21 protein-coding genes are annotated in these 24,909 nt (G+C 48.2%); 12 read left to right on the plus strand and 9 right to left on the minus strand.

Annotated elements, in window-relative coordinates; all coding sequences use genetic code 11:
* Positions 1 to 6: 6 nt before the first annotated feature.
* From BMZ56_RS01045 to dnaE, 6 genes are all read right to left on the minus strand, one after another.
* Complete coding sequence (locus BMZ56_RS01045; RefSeq protein WP_090622859.1) at positions 7 to 1,080, minus strand: agmatine deiminase family protein; 1,074 nt, start codon at positions 1,078 to 1,080, stop codon at positions 7 to 9.
* 63 nt (positions 1,081 to 1,143) lie between these two features.
* Positions 1,144 to 2,013, minus strand: coding sequence for a carbon-nitrogen hydrolase (locus BMZ56_RS01050; RefSeq protein ID WP_090622861.1), 870 nt, complete (start codon positions 2,011 to 2,013; stop codon positions 1,144 to 1,146).
* 170 nt (positions 2,014 to 2,183) lie between these two features.
* Positions 2,184 to 3,050, minus strand: coding sequence for a hypothetical protein (locus tag BMZ56_RS01055; protein ID WP_218146420.1), 867 nt, complete (start codon positions 3,048 to 3,050; stop codon positions 2,184 to 2,186).
* Between the two features lie 78 nt (positions 3,051 to 3,128).
* On the minus strand, positions 3,129 to 4,601 hold the full coding sequence (rpoN, locus tag BMZ56_RS01060; protein ID WP_090622864.1) for an RNA polymerase factor sigma-54: 1,473 nt from the start codon (positions 4,599 to 4,601) through the stop codon (positions 3,129 to 3,131).
* Between the two features lie 107 nt (positions 4,602 to 4,708).
* A complete protein-coding gene (trxA, locus tag BMZ56_RS01065) occupies positions 4,709 to 5,026 on the minus strand; it encodes a thioredoxin (protein ID WP_090606039.1) in 318 nt (105 codons plus the stop codon).
* A 178-nt stretch (positions 5,027 to 5,204) separates the two neighbouring features.
* The gene (gene dnaE, locus BMZ56_RS01070; RefSeq protein ID WP_090622867.1) at positions 5,205 to 9,638 is read right to left on the minus strand and encodes a DNA polymerase III subunit alpha; all 4,434 of its coding nucleotides are present in this window, start codon (positions 9,636 to 9,638) and stop codon (positions 5,205 to 5,207) included.
* A gap of 395 nt (positions 9,639 to 10,033) precedes the next feature.
* Between dnaE and BMZ56_RS01075 the strand changes: the two genes are divergently transcribed.
* The 7 genes from BMZ56_RS01075 to BMZ56_RS01105 all read left to right on the plus strand — a co-directional run bounded on the left by BMZ56_RS01075 (position 10,034) and on the right by BMZ56_RS01105 (position 17,220).
* Complete coding sequence (locus BMZ56_RS01075) at positions 10,034 to 11,344, plus strand: ammonium transporter (protein WP_090622871.1); 1,311 nt, start codon at positions 10,034 to 10,036, stop codon at positions 11,342 to 11,344.
* Positions 11,345 to 11,409: 65 nt separating this feature from the next.
* On the plus strand, positions 11,410 to 12,507 hold the full coding sequence (locus tag BMZ56_RS01080; RefSeq protein WP_090622874.1) for a mandelate racemase/muconate lactonizing enzyme family protein: 1,098 nt from the start codon (positions 11,410 to 11,412) through the stop codon (positions 12,505 to 12,507).
* Positions 12,508 to 12,578: 71 nt separating this feature from the next.
* Positions 12,579 to 13,559 (plus strand): deoxyhypusine synthase family protein, encoded by a 981-nt coding sequence (locus tag BMZ56_RS01085; RefSeq protein WP_090622878.1) that lies wholly within the window; start codon positions 12,579 to 12,581, stop codon positions 13,557 to 13,559.
* Positions 13,560 to 13,567: 8 nt separating this feature from the next.
* On the plus strand, positions 13,568 to 14,065 hold the full coding sequence (locus BMZ56_RS01090) for a hypothetical protein (protein WP_090622882.1): 498 nt from the start codon (positions 13,568 to 13,570) through the stop codon (positions 14,063 to 14,065).
* A complete protein-coding gene (rdgB, locus tag BMZ56_RS01095; protein WP_090622885.1) occupies positions 14,062 to 14,640 on the plus strand; it encodes an RdgB/HAM1 family non-canonical purine NTP pyrophosphatase in 579 nt (192 codons plus the stop codon). Before BMZ56_RS01090 ends, rdgB begins: the two co-directional genes overlap by 4 nt.
* Before the next feature lie 181 nt (positions 14,641 to 14,821).
* Positions 14,822 to 16,558: a GMC family oxidoreductase gene (locus BMZ56_RS01100; protein WP_090622889.1), complete on the plus strand. Its 1,737-nt coding sequence runs from the start codon at positions 14,822 to 14,824 to the stop codon at positions 16,556 to 16,558.
* 29 nt (positions 16,559 to 16,587) lie between these two features.
* Complete coding sequence (locus BMZ56_RS01105) at positions 16,588 to 17,220, plus strand: gluconate 2-dehydrogenase subunit 3 family protein (RefSeq protein WP_090622891.1); 633 nt, start codon at positions 16,588 to 16,590, stop codon at positions 17,218 to 17,220.
* Here BMZ56_RS01105 and BMZ56_RS26075 read toward each other — a convergent pair whose 3' ends face one another.
* Positions 17,221 to 17,568 carry a four-helix bundle copper-binding protein gene (locus tag BMZ56_RS26075; protein WP_090622893.1) on the minus strand — a complete coding sequence of 116 codons (348 nt, stop codon included), beginning with the start codon at positions 17,566 to 17,568 and terminating at the stop codon, positions 17,221 to 17,223.
* A gap of 272 nt (positions 17,569 to 17,840) precedes the next feature.
* Complete coding sequence (locus BMZ56_RS01115; protein ID WP_090622898.1) at positions 17,841 to 18,302, minus strand: cold-shock protein; 462 nt, start codon at positions 18,300 to 18,302, stop codon at positions 17,841 to 17,843.
* Positions 18,303 to 18,499: 197 nt separating this feature from the next.
* Here BMZ56_RS01115 and BMZ56_RS01120 point away from each other — a divergent pair, with 197 nt between their 5' ends.
* Positions 18,500 to 19,222, plus strand: coding sequence for an SDR family NAD(P)-dependent oxidoreductase (locus tag BMZ56_RS01120; protein WP_090622901.1), 723 nt, complete (start codon positions 18,500 to 18,502; stop codon positions 19,220 to 19,222).
* On the opposite strand, the gene BMZ56_RS01125 is transcribed toward BMZ56_RS01120, so the two are convergent.
* Positions 19,152 to 21,494, minus strand: coding sequence for an OstA-like protein (locus BMZ56_RS01125; RefSeq protein WP_177194996.1), 2,343 nt, complete (start codon positions 21,492 to 21,494; stop codon positions 19,152 to 19,154). The genes BMZ56_RS01120 and BMZ56_RS01125 overlap by 71 nt on opposite strands.
* Before the next feature lie 30 nt (positions 21,495 to 21,524).
* Here BMZ56_RS01125 and tilS point away from each other — a divergent pair, with 30 nt between their 5' ends.
* From tilS to recF, 4 genes are all read left to right on the plus strand, one after another.
* Positions 21,525 to 22,895: a tRNA lysidine(34) synthetase TilS gene (gene tilS / locus BMZ56_RS01130; protein WP_090622909.1), complete on the plus strand. Its 1,371-nt coding sequence runs from the start codon at positions 21,525 to 21,527 to the stop codon at positions 22,893 to 22,895.
* 3 nt (positions 22,896 to 22,898) lie between these two features.
* Positions 22,899 to 23,402, plus strand: a complete 504-nt coding sequence (locus BMZ56_RS01135; RefSeq protein WP_090622912.1) for a hypothetical protein — start codon at positions 22,899 to 22,901, stop codon at positions 23,400 to 23,402.
* Between the two features lie 94 nt (positions 23,403 to 23,496).
* On the plus strand, positions 23,497 to 23,781 hold the full coding sequence (locus tag BMZ56_RS01140) for a DUF4834 family protein (RefSeq protein ID WP_090622916.1): 285 nt from the start codon (positions 23,497 to 23,499) through the stop codon (positions 23,779 to 23,781).
* A 26-nt stretch (positions 23,782 to 23,807) separates the two neighbouring features.
* Entirely contained in the window at positions 23,808 to 24,908 is a 1,101-nt protein-coding gene (recF, locus tag BMZ56_RS01145) for a DNA replication/repair protein RecF (RefSeq protein WP_090622920.1), read from the plus strand.
* Position 24,909 lies beyond the last annotated feature (1 nt).

The raw sequence follows: 24,909 nt of genomic DNA on the forward strand, positions 1-24,909 counted from the left end.
ATTGATTTATTGAGTGCTATAGATTTCAGGATGTATATCGGGCTCCTGTTGACTTAGGCAGTGCCAGCTGCCAAGTCCCCATATGATATCGGTACTATCTATTCCCACCACGTTACGGTCGGGAAAACAGGAGGAGAGGATGTCCAGTGCTTTCTGGTCGTTCAGCTCATCGCGATATGTAGGCACCACGACGGTAGCGTTCGCAATGTAGAAGTTGGCATACGATGCCGGAAGTCGCTGACCATCATACTCCACGGGAGCCGGCATGGGCAATTCGATGATATTCAGCTTCTTGTCGTTTGGTAGCCGCATTTCTTTAAGCAATTTCAGATTATCCTGCAGGATTGCATAGTTTTCGTCAGCTCGGTTTGTTTCGACAACCGTCACTACCGTGTCTTCGTTTACGAAACGCGTAATATCATCAATATGTCCGTCGGTGTCATCGCCGACGATGCCATCACCCAACCACAGGACCTGCGATATGCCGTAATAGTCAAAAAGATACCTTTCAATTTCTCCTTGACTTAGATGAGGGTTGCGATTTTTGTTCAGCAGACATGCCGTGGTGGTAAGTAAGGTACCCTTTCCATTGAAGTCTACCGAACCACCTTCCATCACAATCCCCGGGTGGACGACCGGCAAGTTCAGTGCCCTGGCCACCCATGAAGGGATCACATCATCCTGTTCGTACGGAGGGTATTTATTTCCCCATGCATTATATCCCCAATCTACCACCAGCTTTGGGTTATCGGCATTGGGATTGATGAGAAAAGCAGGACCGTGGTCACGGCACCACGCATCGTCCGTCGGGTGATGGTAAAATGTGATTTTAGATAAGTCTACCCCTGCTTCTTTCAGATGAGTGGTGGCAACTGACTGCATGGTGGCATCTGCTACGTTGATACATACCTCTTCGCCCGCGGATACTTCCTTGATAAATTGGCAATAGGGGCGATATATCGTCGTGATTTTGCCAGGCCAACTAGCCTCTTTATGCGGCCAGCTTAACCAAGTGGCTCGATGTGGATGCCACTCCGCAGGAAAATGATAACCTAACGCTTTCGGTGTTGGAGAAGTCATTTTGAACAAAGAAATGATGTGTTTTGGGAAAGAACTGGGAAAGTCAGATGTGATGGCCCCACTTTAGTCAATAAACCGTTTGGTGATGGGCTGATAGCTATCAATCCGCCGGTCACGTAGGAAAGGCCAGTGTTTCCGGAAATAGTCCGACTGGGATAAATCAACTTCGGTAACTTCGGTTTCTTCTGCATCGTGGGAGGCTAAATACAATAACCGGCCTTGGCCGTTGGTGATAAAACTCCCTCCCCAGAATTTCATGGCACCATCTTGTTCAAATCCTACACGATTTACGCTGACCACAGGCAGTCCATTGGCAACCGAATGGCTGCGTTGGATGGTCTGCCATGCATTGTATTGATCTTGATTCGTCTCCTCATCCTGATCTGTGGCCCAGCCAATGGCAGTAGGGAAAAATAGAATTTCGGCACCCATTAAGGCCGTAATCCGTGCAGCTTCGGGATACCACTGATCCCAGCAAATCAGCACACCAATGGTGGCATACCGTGTTTTGAAAACCTTATAACCCAAGTCTCCGGGCGTGAAATAGAATTTCTCGTAATAAGCCGGATCGTCGGGAATATGCATTTTGCGGTATTTCCCTAGGTAGGCACCATCTGCGTCGATAACGGCGGTCGTATTGTGATACAACCCTTGGGCGCGTTTTTCAAACAGCGAGGCAACAACGACTACACCTAATTCGGCAGCGACGGTTTGCAGGGCTTCTGTTGACGGACCCGGAATGGGCTCAGCCAATTCAAAATTGTCGTAATCTTCCACATCACAAAAATAAAGTGACGTAAAAAGCTCCTGCAGACAGATGATCTGCGCACCCTTGGAGGCAGCTACACGAATTTGGTCAATCGCTTTAACTACATTGGTGGCTTTATCTGCCACGCAACTCATTTGTACCGTTCCTATTTTCACTTTGGCCATGATGCTATCGTATTATTCAAGGTACAAAGATACGAAAAGCACGGCAATTCCCGCAGCGTCCGGCGTCGTAAAGACGCTAAGAAAGTCACTTAACGTCCTTGCAACTTTGCGGGAAAACTAGAAAAACTAAACCTGTCCGTGCACCGGAAAACGGTACTGACAACGGGAGATTAATATGTCAATTCATACGCCGCGACTTCATTCTTCAGGAAGGTAGGAACGATAACCAGATTTTTGCCAGATACGAAGCCTATATCCGCAGTATTGGATTTGTCAGCCTGTGTATCCAGTATGACGGTCGTTTCGGCGCCGCGGATGAAAAAGATTTCTCCGTGCCACCGGCTGGCTACAAAGGTGCTATCGTTGAGTATTACCAATCCGTCTCCGCCGGTTACTTCGGCATTGATCGTTTCTTGGGTATAATTGCCGTCGTTGCTAAATTTTTTCAAGCCGTCGCCATCCAGTGCATACAAATGGCCGTCGTAGCATTCCAGACCATTCACGTTTGGATTTGTTGCTGAAATGTTTGTATAATTGCCTTCAGGTGTCATGCTGTAAATTTTTCCAGCCCTGCTGTCTGAAAAATACAGTTGCTGGCCATCCGTGGCAAGGTCATTCAGAAAGATAGCGCTATCTACTGGTACAGTCTTTTCAATTGATGCAGTGGCAATGTCAATGATTTTTATCTCATCGATGTCTGTTACGTAAAGCTTTCCACCGAGCAGGGCCATGCCCTTGGGAGCATGAAGATTGCCTTCTACCCATTTCAGATCCTTTACAGTTCCGTCTGGGTTGACTATAGATATAAAGCCATCGTTGTCTTTTTCTCCGGCTTTTGTGTTACCGTTGGAAACGTAAATGACATCCGTTGCCGGATCATACAACGTAGATTCCGAACCGGTAAATACCGTGTCCGTTTTCCAAGAAAGTGTCAACGTTGGAGATACAGGAGCTTCTGCGGCTTCCTTGTTTTGTTGGTTGCCGGTGCATCCCAGTAAAACCGATGCAGCGGCAGCAAGAAGAAATGAAGGTTTCATATATTAGGAATTTAATTAACGATGCTTTACGAGTGCTTCACTATTTCGGGACGCCTATCACCGACTGCTCATCACTGCCTACAGCTGTTTGCGCAGCCTTGCAACGGGTATGCCCATTGCTTCTCGGTATTTTGCTACCGTGCGGCGGGCAATTGTATATCCTTTTTCTTTCAATATTTCAGTTAACTTTTCGTCTGCCAATGGCTTCCGCTTATTTTCTGTGGAAATGCACTCTTCTAATATTTTCTTGACTTCTTTGTTGGAAACCTCTTCACCGGTATCTGTTTGGATCGCCTCCGAAAAGAATGATTTCAGCAGGAATGTTCCGAATTCGGTTTGCACATATTTCGAATTGGCTACCCTGGAGACGGTTGAAATATCCATATCAATACGGTCGGCAATGTCCTTCAAAATCATAGGCTTCAGTTTGCGCTCATCGGCTGTCAGAAAATACTCATATTGGTAATTCATGATAGCGTTCATGGTTTTGAGTAACGTTTGCTGCCGTTGCTTGATGGCATCAATAAACCATTTTGCCGAATCGAGTTTTTGCTTAACAAACTGCACGGCTTCCTTCATTTTTTTGTCTTTTTGCGCTGCTTTGTCGTAGTGGTCAAACATTTCCTGATAGGAGCGGCTTACGCGCAATTCCGGAGCGTTACGGGCGTTTAGGGTGAGGTGCAGTATTCCGTCGTTATTGGTAATGTGGAAGTCGGGGATGATATGCAGTTGTTTTCCGGCCACGGCACCTGAATCACCGGGCTTGGGGTTGAGTTTTAATATTTCATTGACAATTTCCTTCAGCTCGTCCGAATCAATATTGAGCGAACGCTCCAATTTGTCGTAGTGTTTCTTAGTAAATTCTTCGAGGTGATCTTCCACCACGGCCATCGCCTTTTTGATAATTGGATTATCCTGGTCCTTTTTGCGAAGCTGGATAAGCAGACATTCCTGCAGGTTACGGGCACCGATGCCCGGTGGATCAAATTCCTGGATGATTTTGAGCATCTCTTCCACTTCCTGTTCTTCGGCGATGATGTTTTGAGAAAACGCCAGATCATCAATGAGCGACGATATAGGGCGTCTCAGGTAGCCATCATCATCCAGGCTGCCAATAATCTGCTGACCGATCAGGAAATCCCTATCGGACAACGCGAGCAAATCCAGTTGTTGCTGGAGATTTTCAAAAAATGAATTTTGAATGGCTATAGGGATTTCCTTACGGTCATCTTCGTCGTCTCCGTTGCTGTTTTGTCCACCTCCATAGTCATTTATATCATCCGCCTGAAGGTAATCATCCACATTAAACTCGTCCAAATCGGTCGTTTGGTCATCTTCATTGAAACTCTCGTCGGGATCTTTATCGGGATATTCTTCGGTGGGTTCGTTCATGTTGGCAAGGCTGATATCCTCTAAGGCCGGATTTTCTTCCAACTCTTCCTTGATGCGTGTGTCCAACGAAACGGTAGGCACCTGCAGCAATTTGATGAACTGAATTTGCTGAGGCGATAATTTTTGTAATAACTTCTGTTGTAAAGTCTGTTTTAACATATATCAAATACTTCACAAACATACAGAAAATACCCGAAACTAAAACAACATAGCCCACCGTGTTACACACCGTGGGCTATATCATGTCGTTTCTTTACTGTTTCTCTTTACAGTTGTTTGACCAGTTTGTCTGTCAACACAGATTTGGGTACTGCTCCGATTTGTTTATCGACAATTTGGCCATCCTTGAAAAAAAGCAGCGCCGGGATGTTGCGAATACCGTATTTTACCGATATATCGGGATTGTGGTCTACGTTGACTTTGCCTACCACTGCCTTACCGTCGTATTCCTTTGCCAATTCTTCAACGATGGGGCCTACCATGCGGCAAGGACCGCACCATTCAGCCCAAAAATCGACCAATACAGGTTTGTCGGATTGCAATACAACTTCGTCGAAGTTGCTGTCTGTGATTTCTAATGCCATGATGTTACTTAGTTGTGCTGTCAGCTACCTGCTCTCGGCTATTGGCCACCGGCTTCCGGCTTTCAGCTTATGTTACGCTAATTATTGATTTTACTCGTTACTCACTGTTCCACTTTCCACTTCGCACAAAGATAACTATCAAAATCGTTGCCAAGGCATATGTACCGACAATCTGACATTAATTTAACTTGTAATTGACACCCTTCAGTTCCATAAGTGCTTCTATAAAATCATTACTCGGACTGATTTTCAGGCCCTTGGAGGGCATTTCGACGCTGATTTCTGACTCAAAATCTCGAACGGCAAATCTCAATTGACAGGTTGTGTTTTCGTGTTGTTCGATATTGGCATGTACCAGATGCTGGATACGGTTTACAACACCGTCGTTCAGTTCATGCAGGGGTACCTGTATCGTCAGGCACTTGGCCAGTTTGTCGCGGAGATCCGAAAGAAGCTGCATGCTTTTCACTTCGAATCCCCAGTTCCCCGGTTGCCGGAAGCGTTCCTGGATGATGCCTTTTACCTGTATGAAGTACCCTTCATTGAGGTAGCCTTTCATTTTTACATAATCCTCCCCGAACAAAGCGATTTCGTAGGAGTCTGAGTAGTCTTCAAACACCATCACCCCAAATGGCTTGCCATTTTTGGTAATGCGATGGTTTGCAGCCGTGACCATGCCGCCGATTGTCAGTTCCCGGTTTTTGATCTTGTTGAACTCGTTGCGCAGTTCTTCATCCACTTCGGCTTCCTTCATTTTATCAATCCATGTGAGCAGCCGCACGGAATGCTGACAGAAATGGCTGATTTCAAAACGGTAATTGTCTAGGGGGTGGCTTGTCAGGTAGATGCCGATCACATCTTTTTCATATTTCAACTTCTCAATCAATCCCCATTCTGCGCAAAAAGGGAGCGCCGGCTCAGGAATCTCGACGTTGCTGCCGCCACCAAAGAGACTTACCTGGGCCGAATTTTCGTTTTCTTTGTATTTAACCCCGTATTTCAAGGCCTTTTCCAGTGCGGTGCCGCTCCCATCGCCATCCGCATGGAAATACTGTGCTCGGTGCGTGTTGGCGAAGCAATCAAACCCGCCGGCATAGGTTAGGCTTTCAAAAGCTTTCTTATTGGCCGCTCGCAGATCGATACGGCGTGCCAAGTCAAAAATGGATTTGTAAGGGCTGTCTTTTCGGCTTTGTACAATAGTTTCTACGGCGCCTGCACCCACACCTTTTACTGCACCCATACCAAAGCGGATGGCACCTTTGTCGTTTACGGTAAATTTGTAGTAGGATTCGTTGACGTCTGGCCCAAGCACCTGCAACCCCATTCGCTTACATTCCTCCATGAAGAAAGTGACCTGCTTGATGTCATTCATGTTGTTGGATAGAACGGCAGCCATATATTCCGCCGGATAATGTGCTTTCAGGTATGCGGTTTGGTAAGCCACCCAGGCGTAGCAGGTGGAGTGCGACTTGTTGAAAGCATAGCTGGCAAACGCTTCCCAGTCTTTCCATATTTTTTCAAGAATTTTCGAGGAGTGTCCGTTAGTCGCTGCCTGTTCGATGAATTTAGCTTTCATTTTGTCGAGTACGTCGCGCTGTTTCTTACCCATGGCTTTGCGCAGCACGTCGGCCTCGCCTTTTGTGAAATTCGCCAGCTTTTGGGAAAGGAGCATCACCTGTTCCTGGTATACCGAAATCCCGTAAGTTTCTTTCAGGTATTCTTCACAGGCTTCCAGATCGTACGTGATGGGTTCCATGCCGTGCTTTCGACGGATGAAGCTGGGTATGTACTCCATGGGTCCAGGCCGGTACAAGGCATTCATTGCAATGAGGTCGCCGAAGACCGTCGGCTTAAGCTCTTTCATGTACTTTTGCATACCGGGCGACTCGTACTGGAAGATACCGATGGTTTCGCCGCGCTGGAAGAGCTCGTAGGTTTTCTGATCGTCTATTGGGAATTTGTCCGGATCTAGTTCGATGTCGTGGCGCTGTTTCACAATACTTACCGTGTCCTTGATAAGCGTTAAGGTCTTCAAGCCCAGGAAGTCCATCTTGAGCAAACCAGCACTTTCCACGACAGAGTTATCGAACTGCGTTACATACAGATCAGAATCCTTCGCGGTGGCCACAGGAACGAAGTTAGTAATGTCATCTGGTGTAATGATAACCCCGCAGGCATGGATGCCCGTGTTGCGGAGCGACCCTTCGAGCACCTGCGCCTGTTTGATGGTTTCGGCTTCCAGCCCTGCGCCCTGCGCCATGGATACCAATTGCTGGACGTTTTCCAGCTCCTCAGCCCGCAAAGCGCTCTTCAGTGCCTGGGCATCCATGTTGAAGATCTTGTTGAGTTTCAGGTTGGGGATGAGTTTGGCGATCTTGTCAGCCTCAAATAGTGGTAGATCCAGTACCCTAGCCGTATCTCTAATCGACGATTTGGCCGCCATTGTGCCATAGGTAATAATCTGAGCTACTTGGTTGGCGCCGTATTTATTGATCACGTATTCCATGACCCGACCGCGTCCTTCGTCATCGAAGTCGATATCAATATCGGGCATGGATATCCGGTCGGGATTAAGGAACCGTTCGAATAGAAGGTCATATGCGATGGGATCGATGTTGGTGATGCCTAGGCAGTATGCAACAGCAGAGCCTGCTGCGGAACCACGGCCGGGACCTACTGACACACCCATGTTGCGCGCTGCCGCGATGAAATCCTGCACAATGAGGAAATAACCCGGGTAACCGGTACGCTCAATGGTGGCTAGCTCAAAATCAAGTCGTTCACGTATCGCTGGTGTGATTTCCGGATAGCGCCGCTCGGCACCTTGGTAAGTAAGGTGTTGCAGGTACTTGTTTTCACCCCGTTTGCCGCCATCTTGTTTGTCTTCTGCTACCTGGAATTCTTCTGGTATTTCAAATTTGGGTAACAGTACATCGCGGTAAAGGGAGTAAGGTTCGATCTTCTCAACGATTTCTTGAATAGTGAGGATCGCATCGGGCAGGTCGGCAAAAGTCTTTTTCATATCCTCTCCACCCTTGAAATAATATTCTTCATTGGGCAGTCCGAAGCGAAAACCCCGCCCACGTCCTTTGGGTGTTATCAACTTTTCTCCATCCTTCACGCAGAGAAGAATGTCGTGCGCATGGGCATCGGCTTTATTAATATAGTAGGTGTTGTTGGTGGCTACCACTTTTACACCATGTTTCTCCGCCAAGGCAATGAGGCTTTGGTTTACGCGGTCTTCATCTTCTTGTCCATGCCGCATGAGTTCAATATAGAAATCAACGCCGAAGGTGGTCTTCCACCACAGCAATGCTTCTTCCGCCTGGTTTTCGCCCATATTAAGGAGTTTATTGGGAATTTCTCCATAAAGGTTCCCTGAGAGGACGATGACATCTTCTTTATATTGCTCGATAACAGAGCGGTCAATACGTGGCACGTAATAAAAGCCTTTTGTGTAGGCGATAGACGACATTTTGGCCAGGTTATGATAGCCGTTTTTGTTTTTAGCCAAGAAAACCACCTGATAGCCGTTGTCTTTGCGTGATTTGTCGGTGTGGTTGTCGCATACGTAAAACTCACAGCCTACGATGGGCTTAATGACTACCTCCGTTGGAGCTTCACCTTTTTCGGCAGCAGCTTTGTTTTTGGCTTCTGCATTTTTATTGTGATTCAGCACGTTGCTCACAAAGTGAAAGGCGCCCATCATGTTGCCATGGTCGGTAATCGCTACGGCGGGCATCCGGTGAGCCGCCGCTGCCTTTACGAGGTCGCCCACGGATATCGTTGACTGTAGGACAGAGAATTGCGTGTGATTATGCAAGTGAACGAAGTCCACCTTTGCCATGTCGCGCCGGTTGGCTTCGAGATCTTGCACAGGTATCGCGGTCTGCTGTTGATCTTGCAGACGTTTTCGTATTTCATCCGATGCCGCTTTCAGGTTAACGTGTGTCAGCCCTACAGGCTGGATTGGATGCGGATTACATTCGCGGAATTCTACGAAGTATCCCGTATCAGTCTGTAATTCAGAAGGCGCAAATACTTCCCGTTTGATGAGCTCGAGGAAGCAACGTGTCGTCGCTTCCACGTCGGCCGTGGCATTATGTGCCTCGGCAAAAGGGATACCGAAAAGATACTGATGCAGTTCGGTGAGATTGGGCAACTTGTATTTGCCGCCGCGTCCGCCGGGAAGCTGAAGTAATTCTGCGGTAACCTCCGTACAGGTGTCCAACACGGGTAATTGCGCCAATTGCGTATTCACGCCATAGCGGTGAAACTCGCATCCCATGATGTTGATGTCAAACCCAATATTTTGACCTACCACGAATGTTGCTTGGGCCAGCGCTGCGTTGAATTTTTCGAGTACGCCCGCTAGTGGAACACCTTGCTCCATGGCCAGCTCTGTGGATATACCATGGATGCGTTCCGCATCAAAGGGAATGTTGAATCCATCCGGTTTGATTAGGTAATCTTGATGGTCGATCAGATTACCCATCGAATCATGTAATTGCCAGGCTATCTGTATGCATCGTGGCCAATTGTCTATATCGGAAATAGGAGCGTCCCAACGTTTGGGAAGACCAGTTGTTTCGGTGTCAAAAATTAAATACATCGCTTACTCAAAATTACCCTGAGAAGTAATTAAATCCAAAACAAACTTACGGATTTTTACAGGTAAAGCCTAATGATGTGATTACTTGCGGGTGATCACGATGCCAATTAATTGGTATGATATAACTTAGGTTTTCCACATGCGATATAACGCTGAATGGTTGTTTTTCCTGGGTGGTAAGCGGCGTTTTTTTTGTTGGTTGAGTTGTGTGTGTTGGTTATTTATTTTGTTTTAACGTTATTTTATAGTTTGTTATTGGTTTTTAGTGTGTATAATTATGTTTTTTTGATTAAATGTGTAGTGTTTTTGAATTTTTATTAAAATAAATGGATAAAAAATTGATAAAATGATGGTGTATAGTTAATTTAGCACCAAAATTATTAATAATTAATCAAATGTATTCGAAAAAATCTACTATTCCGTTTATTTTATTGATGGTTGTGGTGTTATTTGCGCTATTTTTTCCTGGGATTCCGATTGAAGGAGACAATGAGTATGATACCGCAGATATTGCTTGGATGTTGACTTCTACCGCCTTGGTTTTGATTATGACCCCTGGGCTGGCTTTTTTTTATGGAGGTATGGTCAAAAAGAAAAATGTGATTTCAACCATGCTGCAGAGTTTCATCTGTATGGCTGTTGTTGCAGTTATTTGGGTAGTGTTCGGGTTTAGTTTGGTTTTTGGTGAGTCGATCGGCGGCATTATCGGCAATCCGGCTACTTATTTCATGTTCAACGGCGTTATTGGTGGTCCGAATTGGCCCGGCGCGCCAACGGTTCCGTTTGTATTGTTTGCGATGTATCAGCTGAAATTTGCCATCATCACACCGGCTTTGATTACCGGTGCATTCGCGGAGCGGATTCGATTTACCTCCTATGTTTTGTTCCTTTGTCTGTTCTTTATTTTTATTTATGCGCCGCTAGCGCATGCTACTTGGCATCCCGACGGGTTACTGGCCGGTATGGGGGTACTTGATTTTGCCGGCGGCACCGTTGTGCATATGTCGGCCGGCGTTACGGCATTGGCTTCGGCATTATATCTTAAACAGGGCAATGCAAACGGAGGGCATGACCCGGCGCGGATTTCCTATGTGATTTTGGGTACCGGATTTCTCTGGTTTGGTTGGTTTGGTTTTAACGCCGGTTCGGCATTTGGCGCAAATGAACTTGCGGCCACCGCGTTGGCTACCACCAGTACGGCATCGGGTGCCGCAGCGCTGGCCTGGATTTTTTTTGATGCCGCAAGGGGCAAGAAACCCACTGCCATGGGTGTTTGTATCGGGGTGGTGGTTGGTTTGGTTGCCATTACGCCTGCCGCGGGTTTTGTAACGGTACCTCATTCGCTAATTATTGGGGTGGTCGCTTCCATCATCAGCAGACTGGTTGTCGAATGGCGTACTCACTCGCGTGTAGACGATACGTTGGATGTTTTTCCCAGCCATGGTGTGGGCGGGATGGTAGGCATGATTCTGACGGGTGTGTTTGCTACCAAAACCATTAACGGTGTGGTTACTACAGACGGTCTTTTCTTTGGTGAAACCGGACTGTTCACGGCGCATGTTGTCGGGTTGATCGGAGCCGTGGTCTTCACCTTTATCATGGCATTTGCTATTCTCAAAATCACAGATTCCATAACCAAATTGCGGGTGTCTGCAGCGGACGAAGAAATAGGGCTGGATATTAGCCAGCACGGAGAGAAATTGTAGTTTGATTCATTATTTTCGTTGCCGCCATAGTTGTATGGCGGCTTTTTTTTGCTATTTTCGAAAAAATGAATATCACGCATACCGAAATTTACCGCTTCAGCATTCGTATGGAGCCGTTTGTCATCGCCACAGGGACGATGGATTATGCCCAGAATGTATTTATACGTATCCATACCGACAGCGGTATTTACGGAGTGGGCGAGTGTTCGGCCTTTCCCATGATTGTGGGAGAAACGCAGGATACCTGCTTGGTCCTCGCTCAAGACTTCGCCCGGCTTTGGAAGGGGAAAAATCCATTGGACTTAACAGGCAGACTCACTGAACTTGATACCTATATCGCAAGGAATACAACGGCCAAAAGTGCTTTTGATATGGCATTACACGATCTGGCCGCCAAAGCCGCGGCGCTTCCGCTGTACAGGTACCTCGGGGGAACACCCCGTCCCATTGCTACCGATATCACCATCGGTATCGGCTCGCCCGATGAGATGGCAGCAAAGGCAGTGACCTTTAAAAAGCAGGGTGCTGAAGTCCTGAAAGTGAAATTAGGTAAGGCTCCGGATACTGACATTGCGCGCATCAGCGCCATCCGAGATGCTGTTGGCTCAGAAACAACGATCCGGGTGGATGCCAACCAGGGTTGGACGTATGACGATGCGGTGCAGGCATTGCAGGGGTTGCAGGCTTTTGATATCCAGTTTTGTGAGCAACCCATGCGCAGTTATAACGACCATTTGCTACCGCAGCTGCGCAAAGAGACAACCATCCCGCTTATGGCCGACGAAAGTTGCTATGACCACCGAGATGCCTCGCGATTAGCCGTACAGGATGCCTGCGACTTTGTGAACATCAAGTTCTCGAAGTCGGGAGGGATTGCTGAGGCTTTGCGCATACAACAGGTTGCTGGCGATTATGGGATTCCCTGCATGATTGGCGGAATGCTGGAAAGCCGTATTGCGCTGTCGGCAGCGGTACATTTTGCCTATGCCGCATCCAATGTTCGCTTTTTTGATCTGGATACTTGCTTGATTGGCCATCTCGAAAATCCCGTGTCGGGCGGTGTCCAATACGCAGGATATCATATCTCCGTGCCCGATGAGCCCGGTATTGGAGCCGATGTGGATACGGCATTCCTGAAAACCTGCGAACAATGGATCGTATGATCACTACTTCGTGCTTCTAACTTCGTACTTAAAACCCTACCTTTGTAGGCAAAATCAAGTACAACGAAGCAATGAGCAAAACAAGAGGTCCAATATCTCAATTTATTGAAAGAAACTACCTGCATTTCAACGCAGCCGCATTGGTGGACGCTGCGAAAGGATACGAAACACATCTGGATGAAGGCGGGAAGATGTTGGTTTCTTTGGCCGGTGCGATGAGTACGGCCGAACTGGGAATTTCACTGGCGGAGATGATCCGCCAGGATAAAGTGGCTATTATCAGCTGTACGGGCGCAAATCTGGAAGAGGATGTCATGAACCTCGTTGCCCACTCACATTATAAACGTGTACCTCATTACCGCGACCTCAGTCCGCAAGAGGAGTGGGACCTGTTGGAGAATCATTACAACCGGGTCACAGATACTTGCATCCCCGAAGAGGAGGCCTTCCGCCGCTTACAGTCGCATCTTGTAAAAGTATGGCGTGATGCCGAGGAGCGTGGTGAACGGTATTTTCCCCATGAATTTTTATATCAAGTCGTACGATCAGGCGAATTGGAACAATATTATGAAATCGATCCTAAAAATTCCTGGATAGTAGCGGCCGCTGAAAAAAACATTCCGATCGTGGTGCCGGGATGGGAAGATTCAACGACCGGTAACATCTTTACGTCGTACGTGATCAAAGGCGAGCTGAAAGCGTCAACGGTAAAGAGTGGCATCGAATACATGGTATATCTGACCGAGTGGTACCGAGCTAATTCTGGGGGGAAAGGTGTAGGATTCTTCCAGATAGGTGGCGGAATCGCCGGAGATTTTCCAATTTGTGTCGTACCCATGATGTATCAGGATCTGGAATGGCATGACGTGCCCTTTTGGGCGTACTTCTGTCAGATTTCCGATTCGACAACGTCTTACGGGTCTTATTCTGGAGCCGTACCTAATGAGAAAATTACCTGGGGAAAACTGGATATCAACACACCTAAATACATCGTCGAGTCCGATGCTACGATCGTGGCTCCGTTGATATTTGCGTGGATATTAGGTCAGTAGAAGAGAGAATGAACGGTTTTTCCTTACATACGACTGATCCGACGGCGCTTCGCTACCTGATGACAGAAACGATTTTCGGTATCGAGGAGCCGGGGGCGGATGGGCCCGATCAGGAGGCGGCTGTCCCCACAGCGACTCCCAATACATCGCTTCAGTTTGCTTATCACGGCGGGAACAAGCGAAATCTGTTGTTTTTAACACATGAAACCCAGTACGAATGGATGTCGGCTGCGGCGCTGGACGCATTTACCAAAACCTTGGCAGCGTTGAAATTGTCGACGGATGATATCGCTTTGCTGAATGTTGGAAAACTATCAGAAATTCCAGAGAAATCCCATCTATTGGCTTTTTTCAATCCCAAGGTAGTCGTTGCATTGGGAGCATCTTTGCCGTGGGATGAATCGGATGGTCTAACTGTTTTCAAGACCTATTCATTTGATGAGATGTTGGTGGATGCCGAAAAGAAACGGTTATTTTGGACAACGCTAAAGACGTTATTGGGATGATTGAGTTAGTTTTTGCGACAAATAATCTTCATAAACTTGAGGAAGTACAGGCCGTCGTCGGCAATCGGTTCCGTATCCTGACACTGGCGGATATCGATTGTGCCGATGATATCCCAGAGACGGGGGATACCTTCCAGGCAAATGCTTCGCAGAAAAGCGGCTACATTTACGGTAAATACGGATACAACTGTTTTGCGGACGATTCCGGACTTGAGGTGCAGGCGTTGGACAATGAGCCGGGGGTCTACTCGGCCCGTTATTCTGGTACGCGGGACATGGAAAAAAACATCGATTTACTGCTGCAGCGGTTGGCGGATCATACGGATCGGCATGCGCGGTTTCGTACAGTCATATCACTGCGCATTGGAGAGGCGGAGTATTTTTTCGAGGGGACTGTCGACGGTAAAATCGGTTTTGAACGACAGGGTGAAGGTGGCTTCGGGTACGATCCATTGTTTACACCTCGTGGGCATAGCCGGACGTTTGCACAAATGAGCGGTGCAGAAAAGAATGCCATCAGCCATCGCGCGATTGCGGTGGCCAAACTGGCCGAATTCCTACGGACAACTTATTAGACTGCGTGCATATTTACGCAAGCACTTGCTGATTTTACCCGGTGCAATGGTATAATCGTTTTAGCTATTATTTAATGCCATTGTCAATAAAAATTATATATTTGGCCCATGATAGCCTTCAATGAACATGTTCATCTGCTATCAGACTAAACAATAACTAAAATACATAGACCCTAGAAGAATGATTTCTTATCAAATCAAAGAAAATCCAGAGGTGTACGACGCGGTGGTCGTAGGTTCAGGAGCAGGAGGGGGCATGGCAGGCTATGTGCTTGCCAATGCGGGGCTGAAGGTACTGATGCTGGAAGCGGGACCGTTTTTCGACCCGGCCAAAGACACGATGCAATTGCGGTGGCCGTGGGAGTCGCCGCGGCGTGGGGCGAGCACAGTCCGTCCTTTCGGCGATTTCGATGCTGCCTATGGCGGCTGGGAACTGGATGGCGAGCCGTATACACGAGCGGCAGGCACGGAATTCGATTGGTTCCGCGCGCGGATGCTGGGAGGACGGACGAATCACTGGGGCCGTATCTCCTTGCGGATGGGCCCTGATGATTTTAAACCGAAAGACGGAGTCACCGATCCGTGGCCTATCAGTTATGAGGAATTAAAACCCTATTACGACCGCGTGGACCGAATGATCGGAATCTACGGTACGGTGGAGGGGATTCACAATGAGCCGGATGGAATTTTCTTGAAACCGCCAAAGCCGCGTCTGAATGAGCTATATATCCGCCGAGGTGCCGAAAAAGCGGGTGTACCGGTGATCGCAGGGCGTGGTTCGGTGCTTACTGAAGCATTGCCAGGTGTGGAGGGCAGGGGTACCTGCTTCTACTGTGGTCAATGCGGCAGAGCATGCCGGGTATACGGCGACTTTTCGTCTTCTTCATGTCTGGTGATACCAGCGATGAAGACAGGTAACCTAACGGTTATAGACAATGCGATGGTAAGGGAGGTGCTGACCAACGACGAAGGGCTGGCTACCGGAGTGTCTTACGTAAACACGAAGGATCTTCAGGAATATACAGTGCGGGGCAAGACGGTAATCCTGGGTGCCAGCGCCTGCGAGAGCGCACGGCTGTTGTTGAACTCTCATTCGGCCGCCCATCCCGGCGGGCTGGGTAACAGTAGTGGCTTGGTAGGGCGCTACTTGCACGACTCCACAGGCGCCAGCGCCGGTGGTTTCCTGCCACAGCTGCTTGACCGGAAGCGGTATAACGAAGATGGGGTGGGGAGCGTGCATATCTACTCGCCGTGGTGGGGCGATAACAGTAAGCTGAATTTTCCGCGGGGCTACCACATCGAGTACGGTGGCGGTATGCGGATGCCGTCTTATGGATTCACAGACTGGGTGCCGAATGTAAATCACCTGGTCCCGACCAAAGATGGGAAACAGCGAGAACAGGGGGGGTACGGTGTATCGCTGAAGGAAGATTATCGCCGGTTTTACGGTGCGAGCGTGGGAATGGCAGGCAGGGGTACGGCACTGGCGCGTTATGATAACTATTGCGAGATTGACCCCTCCCGGGTGGATAAGTATGGGATTCCGGTATTGAGATTCCATTATAAATGGGCAAATGAGGAAGTGGAACAGGCCAGGCATATGCAGGAGACTTTTCGGGAGATCCTACACGAGATGGGCGCTGTCGTTGCTTCGCCCATGCCGGGACCGGAGACTAAATACGGGCTGGAAGCACCGGGGAAGATCATCCACGAAGGGGGAACCACCCGGATGGGCGATGACCCGAAGAAATCGGTGCTGAACAAATGGAGTCAATCGCATGACTGCCGGAACCTTTTTGTGGTGGATGCGGGTCCGTTTGTGCAACAGGGGGACAAGAACCTTACCTGGACGATCTTGGCGCTGTCAATGCGAACGGCGGACCATATCCTGCAACAGCGCAACAAACTGAATATCTAACAGACTAACGGCAAATAGAATAGATAACTATGAACAGAAGAGATTCACTCAAGGCGCTGGGGTTGGCAGCTGCTGGGGGTGCCCTATTGCTGGACGGGTGTGGGCCGCAAAGCAAGACGGGGAAAGAAACGGCTGCAAAAGGTGCGGAGAAGCTGCCCGGTGTACAGGATTGGGAGCATGTGCGTAACGGGAAACTGGCAGGTGAAACGTTTTTTACCGATCACGAACTTGCTACTATCGGGGTGGTGGCGGATATCATCATTCCGGCCGACGGTGTTTCGGGCGGTGCAACGGATGCAGGTGTTCCCGCCTTTATCGAGTTTATGGTCAAGGATATTCCCGCATATCAGACCCCGATGCGTGGCGGACTGAAATGGCTGGACGTACAATGCCAGCGACGCTATGGCCAGGTATTTACGGAATGCAGGGAATCGCAACAGTTGGAATTAGTAGACGAGATCGCGTATCCGGCTAAGGCTAAGCCGGAGATGCGGCAAGGAGTGGCCTTTTTCAGCCTAATGCGCAACCTGACGGCTTCTGGATTTTTTACCAGCGAGCTGGGCGTGAAGGATATCGGTTATGTGGGTAATCGGCCGGGAGTGTGGGACGGCGTGCCCCAGGATGTACTGCAGGCCCATGGATTTAAAGACGCCTGGGGCTAACTACGCGGCTTCCATTTGCCTGCATGCTTCGGCACAGCGTCTACACGCCTCGGCGCATGCTCGGCAATGGTCCATATTGTGTTTTTCACATTCACTAGCACAATCGTCGCAAATCTGTGCGCACAGCTTACAGAGCTGAATGACGTAACCGTCGTGACCAATTCCACTGGTTTTGGCCATAAAGGAAGCCGCCATCCGGCATGCCTCCGCGCAAAATCGGTCTAAGTGGATGCAGGTAACCATCGCATTTACGTGATCTTCTTGAAGGCATGCGGTTGCACAGTGATCGCATGCGTCCGCGCAATGGTAACATGCATCGATGCAATTCCTAAATTTTTCTTGTATCATCGCTTGTCGTCTTTTTGATTATTTCCTGTAAAATCAACAAGCGATCCCTGGTATTTGTTTAAAAATACCTACAACTAGGTATTGCCTCTCCAAACCTACTGGCTTATCTTGCATACAGTAATCATCCCAAAGCGTTCTTTTACTTACATGGAAGGTATGGGCATCTTGGGAATTCCCATGCTGAATTTAGTGTCACTGATGTTTGCAAATGCGCAAGATATCAAAGCTCTTGCGCCTTGCAAATTAAATGACATAGCGTTATAAAGGATTGGTCAGGAAATCTTTTTTACTGAAGTGGCTTGCAGGCCTTTAGGTCCCTTGGATACGATAAACTCTACACGGTCTTCTTCCGCAATGGGTTCGGTCAGGTCGTTAATATGGACAAATATGCGTTCTCCGCTTTGCGCGTCGGAAATAAAGCCATATCCCTTGGAATCATTGAAGTAAGCTACACGACCTTTGCGTGTTCCGTCACCTTCTTCCGTGTCTTCCAATTTTGGGGTGCTGATCAAAATCTCGTCAGCGGATACAGGCTTAAGTCTATTCGGATCCGGCGGTGTAGCAGTGATGTTTCCATTTTCATCTACATACGCCAACATCTCATCCAAACTTTTTCCTTTGCTGGATGCCGCAGCGTTCCGCCTTTCTTCACGGCGTTGCACTTTTTCTTTTTGTTTCTGTAATTTTTTCTTTGCGTTTTCTTTTTTGTTGAATGTTTCTTGTGATCTTCCCATTGATGAACTTTAAATTAAACTTTGATTTGGTAACAACTAACGAGCATATTCGATGATTTTGCGAACGAGTAAGCAAGCAAAAACGAAAGGTGAGAAAGCGCTACTCTATACAAAGGTAGCAAATGAAAATTGGATGGCGAAATCCTTTGGCAGGAAACTAGTACCTTTACCTCCAAAAGAAAAGGGACATAGGTAGGATGGAACGCAAGAAGATCATGATTATCGGGGCCACATCGGGGATTGGACGTGCTTTAGCCGAACTTTTGGTTGCTGAAGGCCATACCGTTGGAATCACAGGACGTAGGGAGGAACTTCTTGTATCGTTGGCGGTTACCAGTCCCGAGCAATACCGGTTGCGGTCTTTTGATGTGACGGATACAGGCAATGCTGTGGCAAACCTGGAGGAGCTCGCAATCGACATGGATGGTGTAGATTTGGTTGTAATTAGCGCAGGCGGCGGAGACGTGAACCCTTCGTTGGACTTTGATACGGAGCACCGGATGATTGCATTAAATGTAGCGGCCTTTACATGCCTAGCTGATTGGGCATTTAACTATTTTAAAAGACAGGGGCATGGCCAATTGGCTGCGATTACTTCGGTAGCAGGTATGCGGGGCAGTCGGCAAGCGCCGGCTTACAGTGCCACCAAAGCCTATCAAGTCATCTATTTGCAGGGATTACGGCAGAAGGCTCGTAAAGAACAAACCGGTATTGTTATTACCGATATCTGCCCCGGTTTTGTCGATACACCGGCAGCTAAATCGCCGGCCCGCTTTTGGGTGTCGCCGCTGCCGAAAGCCGCCAGGCAAATCTACCGTGGCTTGTGCAGACGCCGGAATGTCGTTTACATTACTGCACGCTGGCGTATCGTCGCCTGGCTCTACCGATGGCTGCCCAACTGGTTGCACGAACGAATGTGAGGTGCCGTGGCGCCTGTTGCCAATGCTTAGCCGAGGTTTTATCGACAGACTCCAATGAATCAGGCTCAACTTCCTGAATCGGCTGACCGGGTGTTTCGGTTGTATCAGCTGGGAGTTCGGTATCCCCACCGGCAGGTGGCCTGCGGCGCATAAGCAGATCTTCTTTGGATGTGGGGCGGTCGCCGGGTTTCCATACAAACCCTTCCAATACCTCCTCTTCTTGGGGAACAAGATTCAGGGGATATACCTTGCCGTCGATACTCCGGATCGGGATGAAGTGCGTAATTTGGTTGCTGTCGACCAATATCTTGATGCGGCTGCTACGGCTATGGTACATATCTGTGTAGATTTTCCGTTTTTCATCAACGATGTAGTAGATGCTTTCCGCATTTCCATCAATAAACATCCGCTCCAATGCGTTGTCTTTAAAGAATCCCGTAATTCGTCTGCCTTTGATCTGATTGTATTTGCTTGAATCCAATTGGGTATTTACCATAAATGCATGGTTCACCAACAGCAGGTTATCCAACTGTTCCTTGCGGATCTGCATGTAGATGGTATCGGCAGTCATTTGAGAGCCCTGCGCCCAAATCATCGGCCTGCCGAAAAAACGCATCATCGAATCGGGATACCCATAGTATACGGAGTCGGCTACGGCCTGCAGATCCGACTTGAACAGTCTTACATTGTAGTAGGCTTTGACGATACGTGTCCGGGCCGTGTCACTGGCGAGTGAATCCATCGTTATGGTATCAGCAGGACGATGGGAAATAGCCGCTACGGCACCGGCCATGAGGCTGTCTACCTCGCTGCCGGTGGGGATGACGGACTGGGCACGCAGCACACTGTCGGCCGCAAGATTACGTGCTAATGCATCGTGCGATTGCGTCTGCAAGGGTACGGCCTGCACTCGTTTAAGATGGGTCTTAAGCAGCGCAGAGTCGGTCGGAGGAGAAATTTCAGCCGGCGGAGGGGAAATAGCTGAAACGCGAGTGTCTGCTTGGGCTTTGGCGCTATCCGGCAGCGCGGATGGAGTATTGGCTAACGAATCCGGCTCACTGCTCACCGAATCTTGAGGCAGGTCCAGCAGGCTGTCCACTGGCATGGCCATGTCATCAAAAGGCTCACCATAATCCTCGTCTTCATATTCATCCAGCGCCCCACCTTCCCGATCGAGTTCGAACACCTTGGGGATGTAATCCTTTAATGGGATGACTTGGGAAAACAATGTATCCGCTGTCATATAGATCGTATCGACCGCAGGTCGATTGGCAGATGGCCGTTCTAAGCTATCCAGGGAAGGTGAATTGCCGGTCAGACTGTCAGCAGAAACGTGATCACGAGGGGGGGGCAAGTTGGCGGTCGTGGTATCCCTGGACGTGCTATCGTTGCGCGTAACGGTCATGACTAATGGGTTTCGAGTCATGGTGATGGATTCATCAACCCGGTGGTATAAGCCCATACCACCGTATGCAAAAAACTGGTCGGCCGTATCGATGAATACCACATTATCAATCGCACGCCCATTACCGGTTTGTCCATTGTAGAACAAGCTGTCGCCCCGCAGAAAACGGCTTCCCGAAGTATATAGATTGTTACGGTCAAACCAGGCTTGTTCCGTTTCGGTGTTGTACTCGCCCCGTTCGGTGTAAAGATTCTCACCCTCATTTCCCTTTATATTCGTGGGACCATAGAAATAGGTAACTTTCGTCGCGGAGTTATACCGCATGGTGTCGGTGTATATGTTAACATCCGGTGTACGCACCACCACGTCGTAACGAAAATAGGCATCCTTGGTATTGTCGAAATAGGTGGCGTTCCGGCTGGTGATGGTATCGGTCGTGTTTAAAATCCGGCCACCGTCCCTATAGGTGCCTACCCCGTTTTTCATGTTGTATGTAAGATGGTTGGTAGTCAATGTCGAATTTCCATCCACCATGCGGACATTGTTGGTGAGCGTGGCTAATTGGGTCTCCGCTACATAGTGGAGCTTATCGGCAAAAATGACCGTGCCGTTGGGCTGGGTGATGATCACTTTGCCGAAAGCGTCGAAATATTGCTTTTCCTCGTCATCACTGTACACATAGCCGCTGTCGGCCGATAAGGTGGATCCGTGGTGTTCATATACCGGGCGGTAATTCATCATGTTTCCGGTGGAGGCATTGAGACGGCTGTGTGAAGAGGAAATGAGCCTCAATTCGTCCCGTTGCTGTGCATACAGGGAAGCGTAAACCAACATCGAAAGGTATATGAACAGCAGGCTTTTCTTCACAGGAGCAAACTTAGATAAAATGCGCTTTATATGGATGGATTTTTTTGTTGGATAACACGTACCTTTGGCCATATGAGCGTAGCGGAGCGATTTATCCAGTATCTCCATGAACAAGCATTGTGCCAACCGCATCAGCGGTTGCTATTGGCCGTGAGTGGCGGCAAAGATTCGGTCATGATGACACGGCTGTTTGTGGAATCGGGCTATGCGGTGGGGATTGCGCATTGCAACTTTGGGCTGAGAGGAGAAGAATCCGAGGCCGACGAAGCCTTGGTGTATCAGCTCGCAAAGACGCTGGACGTGCCTTTTTATGTAACGCGGTTTGATACGGTATTGTATGCCCGTCAGGAGGGGATTTCCATTCAAATGGCCGCCCGCGAATTACGGTATGCTTGGTTTGAAACCATCTGTGTATCGCAAGACTATGACTATATTGCAGTAGCTCAACATCGCAATGATCATGTGGAAACCTTGATATTTAACCTCGTGCGAGGTACCGGGCTGGCAGGTTTACAAGGTATTCGACCCAAGCGCGGCCGCATTATCCGCCCCATGCTTTTCCTGAATGCTGCAGAAATCACCGCATATGTGCAGCAACACGGATTGGAATACCGGGACGACGCATCCAATTTTTCCACCAAATATGCCCGCAACAAAATCCGCATGGAAGTCATTCCCAAGTTGAAGGAACTTAATCCGGACCTCGAGGAGACCCTAACAAAGAATATGGCTCATTTTTCCGATGCCTACGTAGTACTGCAACGCTACATCGAACACCTAAGAACGCAACTGTTCAGTGAGCGCGCCGAAGGGGAATGGCATATTCCCGTTGTTGGTTTGGCATCCTTGGATCCACAGCAATTCTTGTTGTACGAACTATTTAAACCCTTCGGGTTTACGGAAGCGGTATTGAGCGATCTGGCTAGCAGTTTAGGAGGGACACCGGGGAAGCAATTTGTGTCACCCTCGCATGTGTTGTATATAGACCGTGAAGAAGTGGTACTCACGTCAAAAAAGGCAGTGTATGAGGAGACCGTTCTGCTTGAAAAAGGGGAAACCCGTGTGCAATGGGGTGAATACAACTTCAAATTTCATTTATCTTCCCATACGGAGGTCGAAACAGCATCTCATATCGGGCAATTTGATGCACATAAAATCATATTTCCGCTGCGTATTCGGTCGTGGAGGAAAGCAGACATGTTCCAACCCTTGGGGATGAAAGGACATAAAAAACTAAGTGATCTATTCATTTCGCTTAAAATTCCGGTTTACCGCAAGCATAGGGTCCCAATCGTGGTAAACGGCAATGGCGATATTCTCTGGGTAGTTCCCTATCGGATGGATGATCGTTATAAAATTACGGGCAAAACGAAAAAAGTGCTTACATTAGCCTGCATTTAGACCATGGGAGAAAAACCGATATACATCGAAAATCAATACTTAGGTCGCGACCGCGGTTGGGTGAGCGTGCGATTGGTTTTGGCGTTGTTTTGTTTTGTCGCTTACTACATCAATATTGAACGGGAAAGCGAAAGTCAGTTATTTCTACTGGTGGGAAGCGCCATCATATTTGTTTCCATCGTGATGATGTACATGCTTCAGTACCGGATCGCGGTGGAACAAGGAAGTATAAAGTTGAGTGGCTTATGGACTACTCGTTTGGTCAAAATTGACCTGAATAGCATTGTCAAAGTTGAGTGTAAACCTTACAGTAAATTTTTTATTAACAATCCAGTGTATAACCTGCACCAAAAAGGAAGGATTAAGTTTTATGCAGGTGGCAAAGATGCCGTGTGGCTGACTGACCGGGACGGATTGGTGTACATCATCGGTACACAGCGGCAAGTGGAGTTCCAACAAGCGATCCTGAAAGCCAAGGGCAGATCAAGAGAAGACGCTGTTAAGTAGGGGCAATGATTATTGTCAGCGGATCGTTAAAGTTGGCAAAAAAACCTTTACAAGCAATAATCTTATCTTTTTTTTTGTTTATGTTTGTGTACGTATGGGATTACTGAAGTTTTTATTTATAGCAATCACCGTCTTATGGCTAGTGCGTTTGGTCTTTCGGCTTGTCTTTCCATGGGCAATGCGTAAGATGGCTCAAAAAGTAATGGGCGATGCACAACAACAGCATCAACACCGGAATGCACCGCACCGCAATGCTGGGCAGCGCCAGCCGGATGGTAAGATACGCATCGATTACGTTCCTCCAAAAAATCAAACCAAAGGAGCGAAAAAGGCAGGAGAATTTGTTGAATTTGAAGAAATCAAGTCGTCTGCCGAATAGCCAGTAAAAACCTTACCTTTGCAGGTATGTGGCTGAAATCATTGTCTGCTCTTAATTTCAAAAACTATACCGAGGCCACACTCCAATTTGCCCGTGAGGTAAATGCGTTTACAGGGGCTAATGGAGCGGGAAAAACCAACCTGCTAGATGCCATCCATTACCTTTCGCTGTGTAAAAGTTATTTCAATCCGGTAGATTCTCAGCAGATTAAACAGGGAGAAGATTGGTTTATGGTGCAAGGGGAGTTTGACAAAGACGACCAGACCGATGTTGTTGCCTGTAGCCTCAAACGCAACCAAAAAAAGCAATTTAAGAGGAACAAGAAAGAGTACCCGCGCCTTGCTGATCATATCGGCCACTTTCCATTGGTGATGATCTCACCCAATGATTCGACGATTGTAACCGATGGGAGCGAGGAACGTCGCCGTTTTGTCGACAACGTAATTTCGCAGACCGACCCTCATTACCTCGATCGGTTAATTGCTTACAACCGTGGTCTTGTGCAGCGGAACAGCCTGTTGAAGCAGGCCGCCAGGGGCGGAGTGCTGGACAAAGGGCTGTTGGAGGTGCTCGATGCCCAGCTCGTGGAGTTAGGCGTGCCGATCTTTGAGAAACGGCAAGCTTTTATGGAGGCCTTTATTCCTGAGTTTAATAGGCATTACCTCTTTCTGACCGAAACAGCAGAAAACGTGTCCTTGGCTTACGAATCTCAATTGATGAACGGAAGCTTTACAGAGTTGCTGAGGCATCACTTGGACCGGGACAGGGCGTTGGAGCGCACTACTGTGGGAATCCACAAAGACGATCTGCAGTTTTCCATCCACCAAGACATGCCGCTCAAAAAGTTCGGTTCCCAAGGACAGCAGAAGTCCTTCCTGATCGCGTTGAAGCTAGCACAATATAGTTTCCTGCATCGGCAGAAAGGGTTTAAACCCCTGCTGCTACTGGATGATATCTTTGATAAGCTGGATGAAAATCGTACGCGTAAACTGATGCAAATGGTGTCTGCGGATGATTTTGGACAGATATTTCTTACGGATACGGATGCCGCCCGGATAAATCGTATCTTTGAAGAAATAAACCGACAGGTGCGGGTTTTTACGATCAATCGCGGTACTGTCACATAAT

It is taken from the genome of Parapedobacter indicus (assembly GCF_900113765.1).
In the GTDB taxonomy this organism is placed as follows: Bacteria; Bacteroidota; Bacteroidia; order Sphingobacteriales; family Sphingobacteriaceae; genus Parapedobacter; species Parapedobacter indicus.